Raw genomic sequence first — 17,248 nt, forward strand, 5'->3', positions numbered from 1 at the left:
GTTTGAGTGATGGGGTGACGGAGAAGGGTAGGTCAGCCGGGTGTTGGACGTCCCGGTTCAAACCTGTAGGCGGAGATGGCAGGTAAATCCACCGTCTCATTACGCCGAGAGGCGATGACGAGCGATTGCGTCAGCTCTCGCGAAGTGATTGAGCCCATACTCCCTAGAAAAACCTCTAAACGAGTTCGCCAGGTGACCGTACCGCAAACCGACTCAGGTGGACGGGTAGAGCATACCAAGGCGCTTGAGAGAACCGTGGTTAAGGAACTCAGCAAACTAACACCGTAACTTCGGAAGAAGGTGTGCCTGCTGATGTCAGGGGGCTTGCCCCTCGAAGCATCGGCGGGTCGCAGAGAGCAGTGGGTAGCGACTGTTTAGCAAAAACACAGGACTCTGCTAAGCCGCAAGGCGACGTATAGGGTCTGACGCCTGCCCGGTGCCGGAAGGTTAAGGGGACTCGTTAGCTCGCAAGGGCGAAGCGGGGAACCGAAGCCCCGGTAAACGGCGGCCGTAACTATAACGGTCCTAAGGTAGCGAAATTCCTTGTCGGGTAAGTTCCGACCTGCACGAATGGCGTAACGACTTCCCAACTGTCTCAACCATAGACTCGGCGAAATTGCACTACGAGTAAAGATGCTCGTTACGCGCGGCAGGACGAAAAGACCCCGGGACCTTCACTACAACTTGGTATTGGTGTTCGGTACGGTTTGTGTAGGATAGGTGGGAGACTGTGAAACCTCAACGCCAGTTGGGGCGGAGTCGTTGTTGAAATACCACTCTGATCGTATTGGACACCTAACGTCGAACCCTTATCGGGTTCACGGACAGTGCCTGGCGGGTAGTTTAACTGGGGCGGTTGCCTCCTAAAATGTAACGGAGGCGCCCAAAGGTTCCCTCAACCTGGACGGCAATCAGGTGTTGAGTGTAAATGCACAAGGGAGCTTGACTGCGAGACTTACAAGTCAAGCAGGGACGAAAGTCGGGATTAGTGATCCGGCACCCCCGAGTGGAAGGGGTGTCGCTCAACGGATAAAAGGTACCCCGGGGATAACAGGCTGATCTTCCCCAAGAGTCCATATCGACGGGATGGTTTGGCACCTCGATGTCGGCTCGTCGCATCCTGGGGCTGGAGTAGGTCCCAAGGGTTGGGCTGTTCGCCCATTAAAGCGGTACGCGAGCTGGGTTTAGAACGTCGTGAGACAGTTCGGTCCCTATCCGCTGTGCGCGCAGGAGACTTGAGAAGGGCTGTCCCTAGTACGAGAGGACCGGGACGGACGAACCTCTGGTGTGTCAGTTGTTCCGCCAGGAGCACGGCTGATTAGCTACGTTCGGAAGGGATAACCGCTGAAAGCATCTAAGCGGGAAGCCTGCTTCAAGATGAGGTCTCCCACAGGGTCAACCTGGTAAGGCCCCCAGTAGACGACTGGGTTGATAGGCCGGAGGTGGAAGCGTGGTAACACGTGCAGCCGACCGGTACTAATAGGCCGAGGACTTGACTCACATATCTACTCACCAACTGGTGAGTGCGCATCGCGTCCACTGTGCGGTTCCCGAGATACGGTCGGGAACGCCCAAAGAAAGCGCCCGCGCTTTCGACTGACATCTCCATAGAGTTTCGGCGGCCATGGCGAAGGGGAAACGCCCGGTGACATTCCGAACCCGGAAGCTAAGCCCTTCAGCGCCGATGGTACTGCCCTGGTGACGGGGTGGGAGAGTAGGACGCCGCCGGACATTCTTTGCGATGAGGGCCACCCTGAATTCTCGGGTGGCCCTCATCGATTTTCCGGGCAGGAGGTCAGGTGGACCAGGGCGCATCCGCGGGCAGGCCGCGCCGGCATCGGCCGGGCGGGCCGTCGCGCGGCTCGACGCCGGCTGCGCGCGAGTCCGGCGCTGCCGCTCGGCGCGCCGCACCCCGAGGGCACCCGCGGCCCGAGCCGGCGGAGTCGACCCGACCACGGCGCCGCGTGCCGGCCGCCCCCGAGCCGGACGAGGACGCGACCCTCGCCGAGCTCGACCGCGCGACCCGGGCGCAGCTGCGGACCCTGCCCGCGCAGCTCGCCGACGACGTCGGTCGCCACCTGGTCATGGTCGGGCGCCTGCTGGAGGAGGATCCCCAGACGGCGTACTTGCACGCCGCGAAGGCCCAGGCGCTCGCCTCCCGCGTCAGCGTGGTGCGCGAGGCGCTCGGGCTGGCCGCGTACCGGACCGGGAGGTGGGCGCAGGCGCTGGCCGAGCTGCGCGCCGCCCGCCGGATGGGCGGCCACGACGACCTGGTGCCGTTGATCGCGGACTGCGAGCGGGCGCTCGGTCGGCCGGAGCGGGCGCTGGCGCTCGCCGGTGACCCGGCGGTGGCGCGGCTGGACGAGGCGGGTCGGGTGGAGATGCTCATCGTGGGCGCGGGCGCGCGCCGGGACCTGGGGCAGCCGGAGGCGGCGGTCCTGGCCCTTCAGGTCAAGGAGCTGACCCCACCGGTGCTGCGGCCTTGGACGGCCCGGCTGCGCTTCGCCTACGCGGACGCGCTGGCGGCCGTGGGACGCGACGCCGAGGCGCGGCGCTGGTTCGCCGCAGCCGTCGAGGCCGACGTGGAGGGGGAGACCGACGCCGCTCTTCGCCTCGCCGAGATGGACGGCATCGTGGTCGAGCCGCCGGGGCCCGACCCCGGTGTGGTCGTGGTGACCGACGCCCTCGTCGACGCCGAGGAGTGCGACTAGGTCCGGTCCGACCCGTCCACGTGGTCCACCTGGTCCATGCGGTCCACCTGGTCCATGCGGTCCACCTGGTCGAGGAAGCGCATGATCCCGACCACGTTGGACCGGTCGGCGTTGAGGTGCTCGTAGCGGGCCACCCGACCGGGGTCGGCGAGGAAGGCCGCGTAGCGCTCCAGGGTGGCCTCGCGGACGCGGGCCACGGCGTGGTCGAGGTCGAGCCCGTCCGTGCGCGCCCCGCGCACGAGCTCGACCCACAGCCGCAGCTCCTCCTCCGAGCGGGCCAGGGTCGCCCCGACGTCGGTGACCGGCCCGAAGTGGCTGAACAGCAGCCGGGTGGGCGCCTGGTCGCGGAACCGGTGCAGGGAGTCCACCGCCAGCTCGAGGTCGAAGTCGGGGGGCGGTGTGGACGGCCGGAGGTCGGCCGTCTCCGGGATGTAGATCCCCGCGGCGTCGCCGACGTACAGGTCGCCCGTCGCGGAGTCGACGAGACCCAGGTGGTGCTTGGCGTGACCGGGGGAGTGGAAGGCAGCCAGCCGCCGGCCCTCCCCGAGGTCGACCGAGCCGGTCTCGCCAAGGGACCGGATCCGGGCCGCGTCGGTCGGCCGGAGCAGGCCGAACACGTCGTCGAGCACCGACCCGAAGACCTGCCGGGCGCTGGCGAGCAGTCGTTCGGGATGGGCCAGGTGCCGGGCGCCGCTCTCGTGGACGACCACCTGGGCCTTCGGGAACGCCGCGGCGAGGTCACCGACGCCTCCTGCATGGTCGAGGTGCACGTGGGTCACCACGATCGTCGCGAGGTCGTCGGGGCCGACGCCGAGCTCGCGCAGGCCCGCGACGACGGTTCCCGCCGACGTGGCGGTGCCGGTCTCCACCAGGCAGGGGTGTGCGGAGCGGATCAGGTAGGCGCTGGTGATCCCGGGGTAGCCGGACATGGTGGTGTCGACGAGGAACACCTCGCCGCCGAGTGGCACCGCAGCGTCCACAGCCGATCTCCTCTCGCCCTCGTCCCCATCCTGCCGGACGGGCCGGCTCCCTCCCCTCGGGTCGCAGCAGGCTGGAGCGTCACCCCCCGATGCGCAGGAGGCTGCATGTCCGCGACCACTCCCGCCCACCTCAACGAGGTCCACCTCGTCGGTCGGCTGTCCGCACCGCCCGTCGAGCGGGAGCTGCCCTCCGGCGACCACGTGGCCCTCTTCCGGGTGGTCGTCGAGCGCCCGGTGGGAGCCGCCGGAGCACCGGTGGACACCCTGGACTGCGCCGCCTGGCGGGCCGGCCTTCGACGTGCGGTGTCGCGGTGGAACGCCGGCGACGTGGTCAGCGTCGACGGCCAGCTGCGCCGCCGGTTCTTCCGGCGGGCGCAGGGGCTCGGCAGCCGCTACGAGGTCGAGGTCAGCCGCGCGCGGCGCCTCAGCCGGCCGACGTGACCGGGGGCTCGAGCACGCGCAGGAGCAGGCCCGAGCGCGGCTTCGGCCAAAACGACGTGGACTTGCGCGGCATCCGGACCCCCCGCCCGGCGAGGTCGAAGACGGTGCCGATGTCGACCGGGGCGAGCAGCACCGCCGTCCCGCCGGCCTCCGCCGCGCGGCGTACCGCGTGCTCGGCGTCGTGGTGGTAGGTGACCGCCTCGTCGGGCACGCCCCAGGCCGGCAGCACGACGTGGTGCAGCACGACGGTGTCCAGCGCGCGCCACTGGGGTGGTCGTTCGTCCGGCGCCAGGGCGGCTCGTACCGTGCGGTCGACCGCCGCCCGGTCGTCGACCCGCGCGACCCGGGCCTCGCCCCCCGGCCCGACCAGCAACATCTCCCCCGCGCTCAGGCGGGGCAGCCGGTCCCACCACTCGGCTCCCGCGTCCTCGAGGCGGACCCCTTGTGGGGCGCTCGCCCGCGCTGGGACCACCCCGTCCACGTGGCGGTGGATCGCCGCCAGCCGCGGGGGGTAGGCCTGGAGGTCGACGAGCAGCGCCAGGCCCCGCTCCCACGGCCCGCCGGGCCGGCCGGCCCGAAGGCGCCGGTACGCCGCCAGCCGGTGGTGCCCGTCGGCCACCAGCGCCTGGCGTCCGGCGAGGTCCCGCGCGACGCGGGCGAGCGTTTCGGGGTCGGTGAGCGCCCACAGCCGGTGGCGCAGCCCGTCGGGGGTCACGGCCTGCGCGAGGGGCTGCGTCGTGGCCACCTCGTCGACGGTGCGGGTGGTCGTCGCATCGTCACCGTGGAAGAGCAGCCAGATGGGCTCCAGGTTCGCGCCGGTGGCCGCCATCAGGCGCGTGCGGTCCTCCACCGGACCGGGCATGACGTCCTCGTGCGCCAGCACCGCGCCGCCCTCGGGGTCGCCGAGGCCCAGGGCCCCGATGACCCCTCGCTGGAGGACGCGGGTGCCCTCGGACTGCTCGTAGACGTACAGCGCGTCGAGCTCGTCGGGGACAACCACCCCCTCGGCGATCCACGTGCTCAGGGTGCGCGCCGCGGCGGCCGCCGGGTCCGGCCCCACGGGCAGGACCAGCCGGACCACGTTGTGCTCGTCCCGGTGAGCGAGGGCGAGCGCCTCGTCGCGCTCCACGACGTCGTACGGCGGCGCGAGCACCGCCCCCAGCGGGATCCGCGGCGCGTAGCGCCACGCGCGGAATCCCGCCAGGGAGAGGGTGTCCGGTCCCGCCACGCGCCGCATCGTACGGTGGGCCCGTGGACCACCCGGCGCTCGCCGCCAGCTACGACGGGACGATCCTCGACCTCGACGGCACCGTGCACCGCTCGGGAACGCTCATCCCGGGCGTCCTCGAGGCGCTCGCCGAGTCCTCGCAGCGCTACGGCATGCAGCACGTCTTCGTGACGAACAACGCCAGCCGCACGCCGGAGGAGCTCGCGGCAGACCTGCACGGCCTGGGCATCGAGGTCGAGGCCGATCACGTCTTCACCAGCGCACAAGCCGCGGCCCGGCTGCTCGTCGACCGGGTGCCGGCCGGCTCGCCGGTCCTCGCGGTGGGTGGCTCCGGGGTCCGTGCCGCCCTGGAGGCGGCCGGCTTCCGGTTGGTGGAGCGCTCGGACACCGGACGCCCGGTCGCCGTGGTCCAGGGGTGGTTCCCGGACCTGGCGTGGCGGCTGCTCGCCGAAGGGGCGTTCGCGCTCGCGGCCGGTGCGCTGTGGGTGGCCACCAACCTCGATGCGACGCTGCCGACCCACCGCGGCCTGGCTCCCGGCAACGGGTCCTTCGTCCGGGTGCTCGCGGCCACGACGGGGCGTGAGCCGGACCTCGTCGCCGGGAAGCCCGGTCCGGGGATCCTCCTCGAGGCCGCCGCAGTGCTCGGCCTGCGCCGGGCGCTCGTCGTGGGGGACCGGCTGGACACCGACATCGAGGGTGCCCGGGCCGCCGGCCTCGACAGCCTCCTCGTGCTGACCGGGGTGACCGACGTGTGGCAGCTGCTCCAGGCGCCGGTCAGCCGGCGCCCGACCTACGTCGGCGCCGGCCTGGACGCTCTCCTGCGACCGACCTCCCTGCCGGTCATCGTCGACGGGGTGGTCACCTGTGGAGCGGCGTCGGTCGTACGCGGCTCCGACGGCGTCCTCGACCTCCATGCCGCGGGTGACCGGCTGGACCTCCTGCACGCCTCGTGCGTGGCCGCGTGGTCCGAGGACGCTGCCCAGGTAAGGCTGTCCGGCCCCCTGGCGGCGGCACTGGGCGTGTCGGTCCAGGGGTAGCGTGGGGCCGTCGACCGAGGAGCGGTCGACCCGACCAGGGTCCGGACCGGAGGAGCGATGGTCTACGACGCGATGCGGGGCTACCTGCAGCTGGCGCTGGGGCTGACCGAGGTCAGCCGGCAGCGGGCCAACGAGGCAGCCCGGGCGGTCGCCGCCCAGTTCGGCATCACCGGCGAGGACGCCATCGCCGGGGCCGGCGCCGCGGCCGGGATCGCCAGCCAGCAGGTGCAGACGCTGGCCGAGGACCTGTACGAGGCGGCCCGCAGCAACCGCAAGCTGCTGACCGACCTGGTCCGCACCGAGGTGGATGTGGTGATGACCCGGCTGGCGAGCGTGGACCCGCGGCAGGTGGAGGCGCTGCGCGGCGCCCTCGCCAGGCTCGAGGAGACCCTGGCCGCGCTGCTGAGCTCGCGTCCGGGCGTCCCGGGCAAGACCTCCTCCGTGGCCTCGGCCCGACCGCTGCGCCCCGAGGCGCCCGGTGCCGCAGCGCCACCGCCACCCACGAAGGCGGCCAAGAAGACCACGGCGACAGCCAAGAAGGCGACGGCAGCGAAGAAGACCACCGCGAAGAAGACCACCGCGAAGAAGACCACCGCCAAGAAGACCACCGCCAAGAAGACCACGGCCAAGAAGACGGCGGCCAAGCAGACGACGGCCAAGCAGACAGCGACGGCAGCGCCGGCTCGGCCGGCCACGGTCTCCGAGGCCACCGTCGCCGATGCAGCGCCGATCTTCGCGTCGAGCACGGGAACATCGCAGACCGGCTCATCCGACACCGGCTCATCTGACACCGGCTCATCCGACACCCGCTCATCCGACACCGGCACATCCCACGTCGTCACACCGGCCACGGCCTCCGTCCTCGACACCCGGCAGCGAGCGGACGCCACCGGCGGCGAGGTGGCTGCGGAGGAGGTCATCGTCATCCCCGCCGTGGGCGATGAGGTCGAGGCGGGCTCCCCGGACTCGCCGTGACCGAGGGACCCCACGCCGTCGAGGCCAGCGACGGCTCCGACCACCTCGCCACCGACCCCGGCGTCGGCCCGACGCAGGACGAGGTGCTCGCCCGGCGCGTCGCACCTGTCGCTGACGCCCTGGCCGGGCTGGACACGCTGGGCGAGTCCTCGCTGGAGGAGCACGTCGCGGTCTTCGAAAGGATCCACCGCGGACTGCAGGACGCGCTCGCCGACGTGGACGCCGAGACCTGATCGCGTGCCCAGGGCCCGCCTCGACATCGAGCTGGTCCGACGTGGCCTCGCGCGGTCGCGTGAGCACGCCCAGGAGCTGCTCGCCGCCGGTCGGGTGAGCGTCGCGGGGACGTCGGCGACCAAGCCGGCCACGCAGGTGGCACGCGACACACCCATCGTGATCGCCACGGCAGGACCGGCGGACGGGTACGTCTCCCGCGGCGGCCACAAGCTCGCCGGCGCGCTGGACACCTTCTCGGACCTGGCCGTCGACGGGCGCAGGGCGCTCGACGCGGGAGCCAGCACCGGAGGGTTCACCGACGTGCTGCTCCGGCGCGGCGCTCGTCAGGTCGTGGCGGTCGACGTCGGCTACGGCCAGCTGGCCTGGAGCCTTCGCACCGACGAGCGGGTCGTCGTCCTGGACCGCACCAACATGCGCACGCTGGGCGTCGAGCAGGTCCCTGGCGGGCTGGTGGACCTCGCCGTCGCCGACCTGTCCTTCATCTCGCTGGGCCTGGTGCTGCCCTCCCTCATCGGCGTGACCATGGCCGACGGAGACCTCCTCGTCATGGTCAAGCCGCAGTTCGAGGTGGGGCGCGAGCGGCTCGGCCCGGGCGGCGTCGTCCGCGAACCCGCGCTGCGGGCGGAGGCGGTGCGTACGATCGCGGAGCGGGCCGCCGCCCTCGGGTGGGGCACCGCGGGGGTCACGGCCAGCCTGCTGCCCGGACCCGCCGGCAACGTCGAGTACTTCCTGTGGCTTCGCGCCGGAGCTCCTGGACCCGACCCGCGCGCCATCGAGCGCGCCATCGTGGAAGGACCGCCGTGACCGTCCCCGCGCGTCGGGTCCTCCTCGTCTCGCACCCTTCCCGCGAGGTGGCCCGCCACGCGGTGCTGGCGGCGACCAAGCGCTTCCTGGAGGAGGGCGTCGAGGTCGTGGTCCCGGTGGAGGACGCCTCACCGGAGCTGCCCGACGTCCAGGTCAGCCGAGACGCCGCGGGGTGCGACGTGGCGATCGTCCTCGGCGGTGACGGGACGATGCTGCGCGCGGCGGCGCTCACCCACGGCGCTCGAGTCCCCGTGGTCGGGATCAACCTCGGACATGTCGGCTTCCTCGCCGAGGCCGAGGAGCGGGACCTCGCCGCCGTCGTCGACCAGGTGGTCGCCGGGCGCTGGAGCGTCGAGCAGCGCCTGGCCCTGGACATCACCGTCACGCGGGAGGGGGCGCTCGCGGAGCGGCTCTGGGCGGTCAACGAGGCCTCCCTGGAGAAGGCCGATCGACAACGCATGATCGAGGTGGTCGTCGAGATCGACGGCCGCCCGCTGTCCCGCTGGGCGTGCGACGGCGTGGTCTGCGCGACACCGACCGGGTCGACGGCCTATGCCTTCTCGGCGGGTGGGCCGGTGGTGTGGCCGGAGGTCGAGGCGTTGCTGTGCGTCCCGATCAGCGCCCACGCCCTGTTCGCCCGGCCCCTCGTCGTGGCCCCGACGTCGGTGATCGCGATGGAGCTCATCGGGCGGGTCGAGGCGGTGCTGTGGTCCGACGGGCGGCGCAGCGTCCCGGTCCGGGTCGGGGACCGGATCGAGGTACGTCGCAGCGACGAGCCACTGCTGGTGGCACGGCTGGAGCAGACGCCGTTCACCGACCGGCTGGTGGCCAAGTTCGCCCTGCCCATCGAGGGATGGCGGGGACGGCCGGGGTCGCAGCGGTGATCGAGGAGCTGCGGATCAGCGATCTCGGAGTCATCGACGAGGCGGTGCTCGAGCTCGGCCCCGGTCTGACCGTCCTGACCGGGGAGACCGGGGCCGGCAAGACGATGGTCGTCACCGCGCTCGGCCTGCTGCTCGGCGGCCGCGGTGACGCGGGTGCCGTTCGCGCCGGCCGGCCTCGTGCGGTGGTCGAGGGGCGAGTGCTCGCCCCGGATGCGGTCGTCCGGCGGGCGGAGGAGGCCGGGGCCGTGCTGGATGACGAAACGTTGATCCTCGCGCGCACGGTGACGGCCGAGGGGCGGTCGCGGGCCCACGTGGGTGGGCGCCAGGCGCCGGTCGGGCTGCTCGCCGAGCTCGGGGAGGAGCTCGTGTCGGTGCACGGCCAGTCCGACCAGCAGCGCCTGCTGAGACCCTCGCGGCAACGGGAGGCGCTGGACCGCTACGCGGGGCCGGCCGTGCTCGAGCCACTGGCGAGCTACCGGGACGTCTTCGGCGAGCTGCGCGAGGCCGAGCGCGAGCTGGCGGAGCTCACCACGCGGGCCAGGGAGCGGGCCGAGGAGGCGGATCTGCTGCGCGGCGGGCTCGCCGAGGTGGAACGCGTCGCCCCCGAGGCGGGGGAGGACCTCCGCCTGGCCGAGGAATCCGAGCGGCTCGGTCACGCCGGTGAGCTGGTGGCGGCGGCACGGGCGGCCCACGACCTGCTGACCGGGGGCGGTGAGGAGGGCGCCGATGCCGGCACGCTCGTCGGCCTCGCCCGCCAGACGCTCGAGCAGGCGGCCGGTTACGACCCCCGGCTCGCCGACCTGGCGCGCCGGGTGGCCGAGGTGTCCTACCTGCTGGCCGACGCCTCGGCAGACCTCTCCGGCTACGCCGAGGGGGTGGACGCCGACCCGGCCCGCCTGGCCGCGGTCGAGGAGCGCCGGGCCCAGCTGTTCGTCCTGACCCGCCGCTATGGGGGAAGCGTCGAGGAGGTGCTGGCCTGGGCCTCCAGGGCGGGCCTTCGCCTGGTGGAGCTGGACTCCGACGACGAGCGCATCGCCGAGCTGCGGGCGCGTCAGGAGGCCCTGGGACGCCGGGTACGGGCGCTCGCCGAGGAGGTGAGCAGCGCCCGCAGGGCGGCTGCCGAGGCCTTCGCCGAGCAGGTCAGCGCCGAGCTGGCGGCACTGGCCATGCCCCAGGCCCGGCTGACCGTCGACGTGACCTCGGTGGACGCCGCGGAGCTGTCCAGGTACGGCCCCGAGGGAATCGACACCGTCGAGCTGCGCCTCGCCGCTCACCAGGGTGCGCCGATGCGGCCGATCGCTGCCGGTGCCTCCGGGGGCGAGCTGAGCCGCGTGATGCTCGCCGTCGAGGTGGTGCTCGCGGGCGCGGACCCCGTGCCGACGGCCGTCTTCGACGAGGTGGACGCGGGTGTCGGCGGGCGCGCCGCGGTCGAGGTGGGGGCGCGCCTCGCCCGCCTGGCACAGACGGCCCAGGTGCTCGTGGTGACGCACCTGCCTCAGGTGGCGGCGTACGCCGACGCGCACCTGCTCGTCGAGAAGGACGCGTCCGACGGCCGTACCCGCGTCGTGGTCCTCGAGGGGGAGGCGAGGGTGGCCGAGCTGACGCGCATGCTCGCCGGGCTCGAGGGCAGCCGGACGGGGGCGGCGCACGCGCGGGAGCTGCTGGACGCCGCCGCTGCGCTGAAGGGCGGATCACCTCGGAGGTGATCAGTCGGTGAGACAATCGCCACCGATGAGGCTCCCCTTCCTGCACCGACGCCGGGTCGTGCCGACGCTGCCTGGTGTCACGGGCACGGTGCGGGTCGACCGGCGGACCAAGAACCTCACCAAGCGGCTTCGTCCCGGCGACATCGCCGTCATCGATCACGTGGACCTCGACCGGGTGAGCGCCGAGGCGCTCGTGGGCTGCGGCGTGGCGGCGGTGATCAACGCCGCGCCGAGCATCAGCGGGCGGTACCCGAACCTCGGACCGGAGATCATCGTCGGTGCGGGGATCCCGCTCGTCGACGACGTCGGCCCGGAGGCGATGACCCGCCTGCGCGAGGGTGAGTCCGTCCGCGTCGACAGCGAGACGATCTACCGCGGTGAGGACGCCCTGCTCAAGGGGGTCGCCCAGACGCCCGAGTCGGTGGCGACCGAGATGGAGGAGGCGCGGGCCGGGTTGTCCGCGCAGCTGGAGTCCTTCGCCGGCAACACGATGGAGTACCTGCGACAGGAACGCGACCTGCTGCTCGACGGCGTCGGGGTCCCCGACATCCGCACCGACCTCGAGGGCCGCCAGGTCCTCATCGTCGTGCGGGGCTATCACTACAAGGAGGACATCGTCACGCTTCGGCCCTACATCCGGGAGTACCGCCCGGTGCTCATCGGGGTGGACGGCGGTGCCGATGCCCTGCTGGAGGCCGGGTACCAGCCGGACCTCATCGTCGGAGACATGGACTCCGTCTCCGACGACGCGCTGACCTGTGGTGCCGAGCTCGTCGTGCACGCCTACCGCGACGGGCGCGCGCCCGGCCGGGCTCGGCTGGAGGCGCTGGGGCTGGGGCCCGTGGTGTTCCCGGCGACCGGGACCAGCGAGGACGTGGCGATGCTGCTCGCCGACGCCAAGGGCGCGAGCCTCATCGTGGCGGTGGGAACTCACGCGACGCTCGTGGAGTTCCTCGACAAGGGCCGGGAGGGCATGGCGAGCACCTTCCTCACCCGGCTGCGCGTGGGCGGCAAGCTCGTCGACGCCAAAGGCGTGAACATGCTGTACCGCAGCAGGATCGCGACCTGGCAGGTGGTCTTCCTGGTCGGCGCGGGCCTGCTCGCGCTGGCGGCCGCCATGGCGGCGACGCCGCTGGGCCGCTCGTTCTACGACATCGTGGGCTCGCGGTGGAACGACTTCACGTTCTGGCTGCGCAGCATCGTCTGAGAGGCACCGGTCCGGCCGTTGATCGACTTCCGCTATCACCTCGTCTCGCTCGTCGCCGTGTTCCTGGCCCTGGCGGTGGGCATCGTGCTCGGCGCCGGGCCGCTGAACGACACCCTCGGCAACGCCCTGGAGAAGCAGACCAAGGCGCTGAGCACGCAGAAGCGCGACCTGCAGAGCCAGGTCAGCAGCCTGCAGAACCAGGTGGGCTACGGCGAGGACGTGGCCTCCGACCTGGTCGCACCCATGGTGTACGGGCGCCTCACCGGCCAGCGCGTGGTCGTGATCCAGCTCCCGGGAGCGGACGGGAAGCTGGTCAACTCACTCACCCGCACCCTCGTCCAGGCCGGGGCCACGGTCTCCGGAGCCGTGCGGGTCGAGTCCTCCTACGTCGACCCGAGCAAGTCGGTGCTGGTCGGTGACCTCGCCAGCCGGCTGGCGCCGAGCTACCTGCAGATGCCGATCACCGGTCCGTACGACGCCGCCGCGCTGCTGCTCGCCGAGAGCCTGGTCACCCGCGTCAGCGACCTGTCGGGGCGGCCCGACACGGAGTCGGTCACCGTGTTCAGCGGCTATACCCAGGCCGGGCTCCTCAAGGTGGCCGGCAGCGTGGACCGGCGGGCCGACCTGGCCCTCGTCGTCGCGCCCGGCGCACCCGCCTCGCCGAGCGACACGACCGACGCCGCGAACCAGGCCCTGCTGCCACTCGTGTCCGACCTGGCCGACGCGGGGCACGGGGTCCTGGTGGCCGGGCCGGTCGGCAGCGCCGGTGACGGTGGGTTCGTCCGCGCGGTTCGCGGCGACCACGACGCCCGGGCGAGGGTCAGCACGGAGGACATGGCCTCCCAGCCGTCCGGCCAGATCGGGACGGTCCTCGGTCTCGTCGAGCAGGCCCAGGGCGGGGTGGGCCATTACGGCAACGGCCCCGGGACGACCGGGGCGCTGCCGCAGCTCACCCCGCTCGGCACCCCGGTGGCGAGCACGACGTCCTCCTCCTCCCCGAGCCCGTCGTCGCGATGACGGCGGCCGGGCGTCTCGGCGCGTGTGCCGTGGGGGCCGGCCTCGCCTGGGCGGGCACGGCACGATGGATCCGAGGAGGGCCGGTCGAGCGGAGGGCGCCGTGGTGGCGGACCAACTACCGGGGCCGCACGGTCTCGCTCGCCGAGGGCCCGCTCCTCCTCGCCGGCTCCACGGCCGGCCTGCTCGTCGTGCCTGGGCTGGACGCCAGGCGCCGGGTGGCGGCGCTGGCAGCGCTGCTCGTGGCTGGTGGCCTGGGCGCTGTCGACGACCGGGCGGAGGCCACCCGCGCCGCCAAGGGGCTTCGGGGCCACCTCGAGGCACTGCGGGGCGGCGAGGTCACCTCCGGGAGCCTCAAGCTGGTCGGCATCGGCGTGGTCGGTCTGGCGGCTGGAGCCATGCTTCGCGACCGTCCGGCCGAGCGGCTCGCGGCGGGGGTGCTCGTCGCGGGGTCGGCGAACCTGGTCAACCTGCTCGACCTGCGCCCCGGCCGGGCGCTGAAGGCGGGCCTGCTCGGGGCCGGTCACCTGCTGGTCCGCCCGGGGGCGGGGGGTGCCATCGTGGCCGGTGGGGCCGGGGCGGCCGCGGCTCTCCTGCCCACCGACCTCGGCGAGACCTCGATGCTCGGGGACTGCGGCGCCAACGCCTTCGGCGCCCTGGTCGGGTCCGGCTTCGCCGTCCACGCCTCGCCCCGCGGGCTGCTCGCCGCCGCGGCACTCGTCGTCGCGCTGACCCTGCTCAGCGAGCGGGTCAGCTTCACCGAGGTCATCGAGGCCACCCCCGGCCTGCGGGAGCTCGACCGGCTCGGCCGGGCTCGGTGAGCCAGCGGGGCTCGGTGGCCGCGGGGGTCGCCGGCGGTGCGGCGGTCATCGCGGTCGTCACCGTGCTCGCGAGGGGGATGGGCCTGCTGCGGCAGTTCACCTTCACCCGTGCCGTCGGCGTCACTTGCCTCAACAGCGTCTACACGACCGCGAACACGGTGCCGAACATCGTCTTCGAGGTCGTGGCCGGGGGTGCCCTGGCCGCTGCCGTCGTACCGGCCGTCGTCGCCACGCTCGAGCGAGGTGACCGCGAGAGCACCACGGCAACCGTGTCGGCACTGCTGACCTGGACCATGCTCGTGCTGCTGCCCGTCACCGGGCTCGGCTACCTGCTGACCGGCCCGATCGTGCACGCGCTGCTGGGGTCCGGCGGCGCGCACTGCGCTGACCAGATCGACCTCATGCGCGGCACGGCCGAGCTCATGCTGCGCGTCTTCCTCGTCCAGGTGCCGCTGTACGGGCTCTGCGTGGTGCTGGCCGGCGTCCTCAACGCGCACCGTCGCTTCCTCGCACCCGCGCTGGCCCCGCTGGTGTCCAGCGTCGTCGTGATCCTCGCCTACGCGACGTACGCCGTCCTCGCGCGCGGCCACCGCGGGTCACTCGTCGCCCTGACCGGGACGGAGCGGTCGGTGCTGGCGTGGGGGACGACGGCCGGCGTCCTGGCCATGCTGCTCACCCAGCTCCCGGGGTCGGCGCGTCTTCGCCTGGGCCTGCGTCCGGCGCTGCGTTTCCCCGACGGGGTCGCGGGCCGCGTCGGCGGTCTCGCGCTCGCCGCGGTCGCGGTGGTCGCCGCCCAGCAGGGCAGCACGGCCGTGGTCGTCCGTCTGGCGAACAGCCGTGGCACGGAGGGTGCCCTGGGTGTCTGGACGGTCGCCTGGACCGTCTTCCTGCTGCCCTGGGCGGTTCTCGCGGTACCCATCGCGACCAGCGCCTTCCCTCGGCTGGCCGCCCACCACGCGGCGGGGGAGACGGACGCGTTCGCGGCCCTGACCTCGGGGGTCACCCGGACCGTCCTGCTCGTGTGCGCCGTCGCCGGCGGCGCCCTCGCCGGCAGCGCCCCCGCCGTGGCCCGGGTCGTCGCCCTCGGCGTCCCCGGGCCACCGGCCACCCACACCCTCAGCCTGGCCATCACGGCCTTCGTCCCCGGACTGCTCGGATACGCGCTCGTCGCCCACCTCACCCGAGCCCTCTACGCCGCCCTCGGAGCCCGCGCGGCGACGCTCGGGGCGGTGCTTGGCTGGGTCGTCGTCGTCCTCGTCGATGTCCTCCTCGTCACTCGGGTTCGGGCCGACCAGGTCGTCACCGCGCTCGGGGCGGGCAACTCGGTGGGCATGACCGTCGCCGGCGTCGCCCTGTTGGTCGCCGCCCGGCGGCGGCTCGGTTCCGGCGCGACCTCCGGCGTGCTGCGCGCGGCCGGTGTGGCGGTGGCCGCGGGGGTGATCGGCTTCGTGGCTGCCCGCGCGGTGCTCCTCGTGACCGGTGCCGGGGAATCGGTGCTGGCCTCCCTGGTCCTCGCGGTGCTCGTGGGGGCGCTGGGGCTCGCGGTCGGCAGCGCGGTGGCGTGGACGCTCGCCCGATCCGATGTCGACCGGGCGCTCGGTGCCGTCCGGCGCAGCGTCGCCCGATGAGGGTCTGCCTCGTGCTCGGGCCGAGCGCCGGTGGCGTCGGTGCCCATGTCCGGTCCCTCGCCGCCGGGCTGGTCGCCCGGGGGCATGCGGTGACGGTGCTCGGCCCGCGGGAGACGACGGCCCGCTTCGCGTTCGAGGGCACTGGCGCTGCCGTGGTCTCGCTGGAGATCTCCGACGCCGTACGTCCGGGCCGGGACGCCCGCGCCGTCCGGACCCTGCGCGCGAATCTTCGGGGCAGTGACGTGCTCCACGCCCACGGCCTGCGCGCCGGCCTCGTCGGCGTCGCCGCGGACCGCGTCCCGGCCCGCGGCGGCCACCGGATCCCGCTGGTGGTCACCTGGCACAACGCGGTCCTCGCGTCGGGTCCCCGCGCGGTGGCGCTGTCCGTGCTCGAGCGGGTGGTCGCGCGCGGGGCGGACGTCACGCTGGCCGCATCCTCTGATCTCGCCGAGCGCGCCCGGCGGCTGGGGGCGCGCGACGTCCGCGACGCGCCGGTGAGCGCCCCGGCGCTGCCGGCTCCGGCGCGCTCCCCGGATGAGGTACGCACGAGGCTGGGGCTCGGGGACGACCCGCTGGTGCTCGCCGTGGGGCGGCTGGCACCGCAGAAGGACTACCCCACCCTCCTCGACGCAGCGGCGCGCTGGCGAGAGATCGGGCCGGTCGTGGCCATCGCCGGGGCGGGACCCCTGGACGGGCAGCTGCGCCACCGCGTCGAGTCCGAGCACCTGCGCGTGCTCCTGCTCGGGTCCCGCGACGACGTCGCGGATCTGCTCGCGGCCGCGGACGTCGTGGTGGTCCCCAGCCGCTGGGAGGCTCGCGCCCTGGTCGCGCAGGAGGCGCTTCGCGCCGGGGTGCCTCTCGTGGCCAGCCGGGTGGGCGGGCTGCCCGAGCTCGTGGGCGATGCGGCGGTCCTGGTCCCGCCCGCCGATCCCGTCGCCCTGGCCGGGTCGGTCGAGCGCATCCTCGGCGACCCGGCGCTCGCGGCGCGGCTGCGGGCGGCCGGCCCGGCCCGCGCCGCGACGTGGCCCGGGCCCGAGCAGACGGTCGAGCAGGTGGCGGCGGTCTACTCGGCGCTGACCGGGGCGAGCTGATCGCCGGCCCCCACCTCCAGGAGGACGTCGAGCAGCGCGAGCGCGTACGCCTCCTCCGGGTGAGCACCCTCGGTCCGGCGCTGCTCGCCGAGCAGGGTGTAGGTGACCACCCAGGAGCCGTCGAGGCGCTCGAGGCGGCGGAACAGCCCGCCGAGCAGGTCCCGCAGCTGGCCCTCGTACGGCAGCCAGAGGGCCTGGTCCTGCTCGACGGAGTCCAGGGCCCACTCGGTCACCCCGTTGAAGCCGATCTCGCGCCCGGTGGGGAAGTCGTGCACCTCCACCGTCATGTCGGAGAGCACGAAGACCTCCTCGTCCATCCCCCGGTCGGGGAGGACGAAGCGGTCGCCGCGCGCGGGCGACCAGCGCAGGCCGGCGGCGCGCAGCGAAGCGGCCAGGGGGACGGGCAGCACGCTTCCCAGTATCGTCGGGTGCGGCTGATACGCTCGAACCCCGTGGACAGGTGGGTCCTCCCGCCGCACAGAAACGA

16 protein-coding genes and 2 rRNA genes are annotated in these 17,248 nt (G+C 73.2%); 15 read left to right on the forward strand and 3 right to left on the reverse strand.

What is annotated here, in order from left to right; all coding sequences use genetic code 11:
* The 3 genes from VMI11_01630 to VMI11_01640 all read left to right on the forward strand — a co-directional run.
* Nucleotides 1-1,500, forward strand: a 23S ribosomal RNA gene (locus tag VMI11_01630); the annotation flags it as partial.
* Between the two features lie 114 nt (nt 1,501-1,614).
* Nucleotides 1,615-1,731, forward strand: a 5S ribosomal RNA gene (rrf, locus tag VMI11_01635).
* Nucleotides 1,732-1,964: 233 nt separating this feature from the next.
* Complete coding sequence (locus VMI11_01640) at nt 1,965-2,711, forward strand: hypothetical protein (protein HTY71107.1); 747 nt, start codon at nt 1,965-1,967, stop codon at nt 2,709-2,711.
* Here the strand turns inward: VMI11_01640 and VMI11_01645 are convergent.
* Nucleotides 2,708-3,691 carry an MBL fold metallo-hydrolase gene (locus tag VMI11_01645; protein HTY71108.1) on the reverse strand — a complete coding sequence of 328 codons (984 nt, stop codon included), beginning with the start codon at nt 3,689-3,691 and terminating at the stop codon, nt 2,708-2,710. The two genes, VMI11_01640 and VMI11_01645, sit on opposite strands and share 4 nt — an antisense overlap.
* Before the next feature lie 105 nt (nt 3,692-3,796).
* On the opposite strand from VMI11_01645, the gene VMI11_01650 reads away from it, so the two are divergent.
* Nucleotides 3,797-4,132 (forward strand): single-stranded DNA-binding protein, encoded by a 336-nt coding sequence (locus VMI11_01650; GenBank protein ID HTY71109.1) that lies wholly within the window; start codon nt 3,797-3,799, stop codon nt 4,130-4,132.
* Here VMI11_01650 and VMI11_01655 read toward each other — a convergent pair.
* The gene (locus VMI11_01655) at nt 4,116-5,360 is read right to left on the reverse strand and encodes a DUF1015 domain-containing protein (GenBank protein ID HTY71110.1); all 1,245 of its coding nucleotides are present in this window, start codon (nt 5,358-5,360) and stop codon (nt 4,116-4,118) included. The two genes, VMI11_01650 and VMI11_01655, sit on opposite strands and share 17 nt — an antisense overlap.
* A gap of 23 nt (nt 5,361-5,383) precedes the next feature.
* Between VMI11_01655 and VMI11_01660 the strand changes: the two genes are divergently transcribed.
* Genes VMI11_01660 through VMI11_01710 form a run of 11 tightly spaced genes read left to right on the forward strand, consistent with a single transcriptional unit; the run spans nt 5,384 to nt 16,761 of the window.
* Nucleotides 5,384-6,397: an HAD-IIA family hydrolase gene (locus tag VMI11_01660; GenBank protein ID HTY71111.1), complete on the forward strand. Its 1,014-nt coding sequence runs from the start codon at nt 5,384-5,386 to the stop codon at nt 6,395-6,397.
* A 57-nt stretch (nt 6,398-6,454) separates the two neighbouring features.
* Nucleotides 6,455-7,372, forward strand: coding sequence for a hypothetical protein (locus tag VMI11_01665; GenBank protein ID HTY71112.1), 918 nt, complete (start codon nt 6,455-6,457; stop codon nt 7,370-7,372).
* A complete protein-coding gene (locus VMI11_01670; protein ID HTY71113.1) occupies nt 7,369-7,605 on the forward strand; it encodes a hypothetical protein in 237 nt (78 codons plus the stop codon). Before VMI11_01665 ends, VMI11_01670 begins: the two co-directional genes overlap by 4 nt.
* A 4-nt stretch (nt 7,606-7,609) precedes the next feature.
* On the forward strand, nt 7,610-8,410 hold the full coding sequence (locus VMI11_01675) for a TlyA family RNA methyltransferase (protein HTY71114.1): 801 nt from the start codon (nt 7,610-7,612) through the stop codon (nt 8,408-8,410).
* Nucleotides 8,407-9,294, forward strand: coding sequence for an NAD kinase (locus VMI11_01680; GenBank protein HTY71115.1), 888 nt, complete (start codon nt 8,407-8,409; stop codon nt 9,292-9,294). Before VMI11_01675 ends, VMI11_01680 begins: the two co-directional genes overlap by 4 nt.
* Complete coding sequence (recN, locus tag VMI11_01685; protein HTY71116.1) at nt 9,264-11,000, forward strand: DNA repair protein RecN; 1,737 nt, start codon at nt 9,264-9,266, stop codon at nt 10,998-11,000. Before VMI11_01680 ends, recN begins: the two co-directional genes overlap by 31 nt.
* 25 nt (nt 11,001-11,025) lie before the next feature.
* Nucleotides 11,026-12,207 (forward strand): putative cytokinetic ring protein SteA, encoded by a 1,182-nt coding sequence (steA, locus tag VMI11_01690; protein HTY71117.1) that lies wholly within the window; start codon nt 11,026-11,028, stop codon nt 12,205-12,207.
* Nucleotides 12,208-12,225: 18 nt separating this feature from the next.
* Nucleotides 12,226-13,224, forward strand: a complete 999-nt coding sequence (locus VMI11_01695; GenBank protein HTY71118.1) for a copper transporter — start codon at nt 12,226-12,228, stop codon at nt 13,222-13,224.
* Nucleotides 13,221-14,042, forward strand: coding sequence for a hypothetical protein (locus VMI11_01700; protein ID HTY71119.1), 822 nt, complete (start codon nt 13,221-13,223; stop codon nt 14,040-14,042). Before VMI11_01695 ends, VMI11_01700 begins: the two co-directional genes overlap by 4 nt.
* Entirely contained in the window at nt 14,039-15,670 is a 1,632-nt protein-coding gene (locus VMI11_01705; protein ID HTY71120.1) for a lipid II flippase MurJ, read from the forward strand. The genes VMI11_01700 and VMI11_01705 overlap by 4 nt, the downstream gene beginning before the upstream one ends.
* Nucleotides 15,667-16,761 (forward strand): glycosyltransferase family 4 protein, encoded by a 1,095-nt coding sequence (locus tag VMI11_01710; protein HTY71121.1) that lies wholly within the window; start codon nt 15,667-15,669, stop codon nt 16,759-16,761. Before VMI11_01705 ends, VMI11_01710 begins: the two co-directional genes overlap by 4 nt.
* On the opposite strand, the gene VMI11_01715 is transcribed toward VMI11_01710, so the two are convergent.
* Nucleotides 16,734-17,171 carry a pilus assembly protein CpaE gene (locus VMI11_01715; protein ID HTY71122.1) on the reverse strand — a complete coding sequence of 146 codons (438 nt, stop codon included), beginning with the start codon at nt 17,169-17,171 and terminating at the stop codon, nt 16,734-16,736. The two genes, VMI11_01710 and VMI11_01715, sit on opposite strands and share 28 nt — an antisense overlap.
* Nucleotides 17,172-17,248 lie beyond the last annotated feature (77 nt).

Source organism: Actinomycetes bacterium (assembly GCA_035506535.1).
Classification (GTDB): domain Bacteria; phylum Actinomycetota; class Actinomycetes; order DATJPE01; family DATJPE01; genus DATJPE01.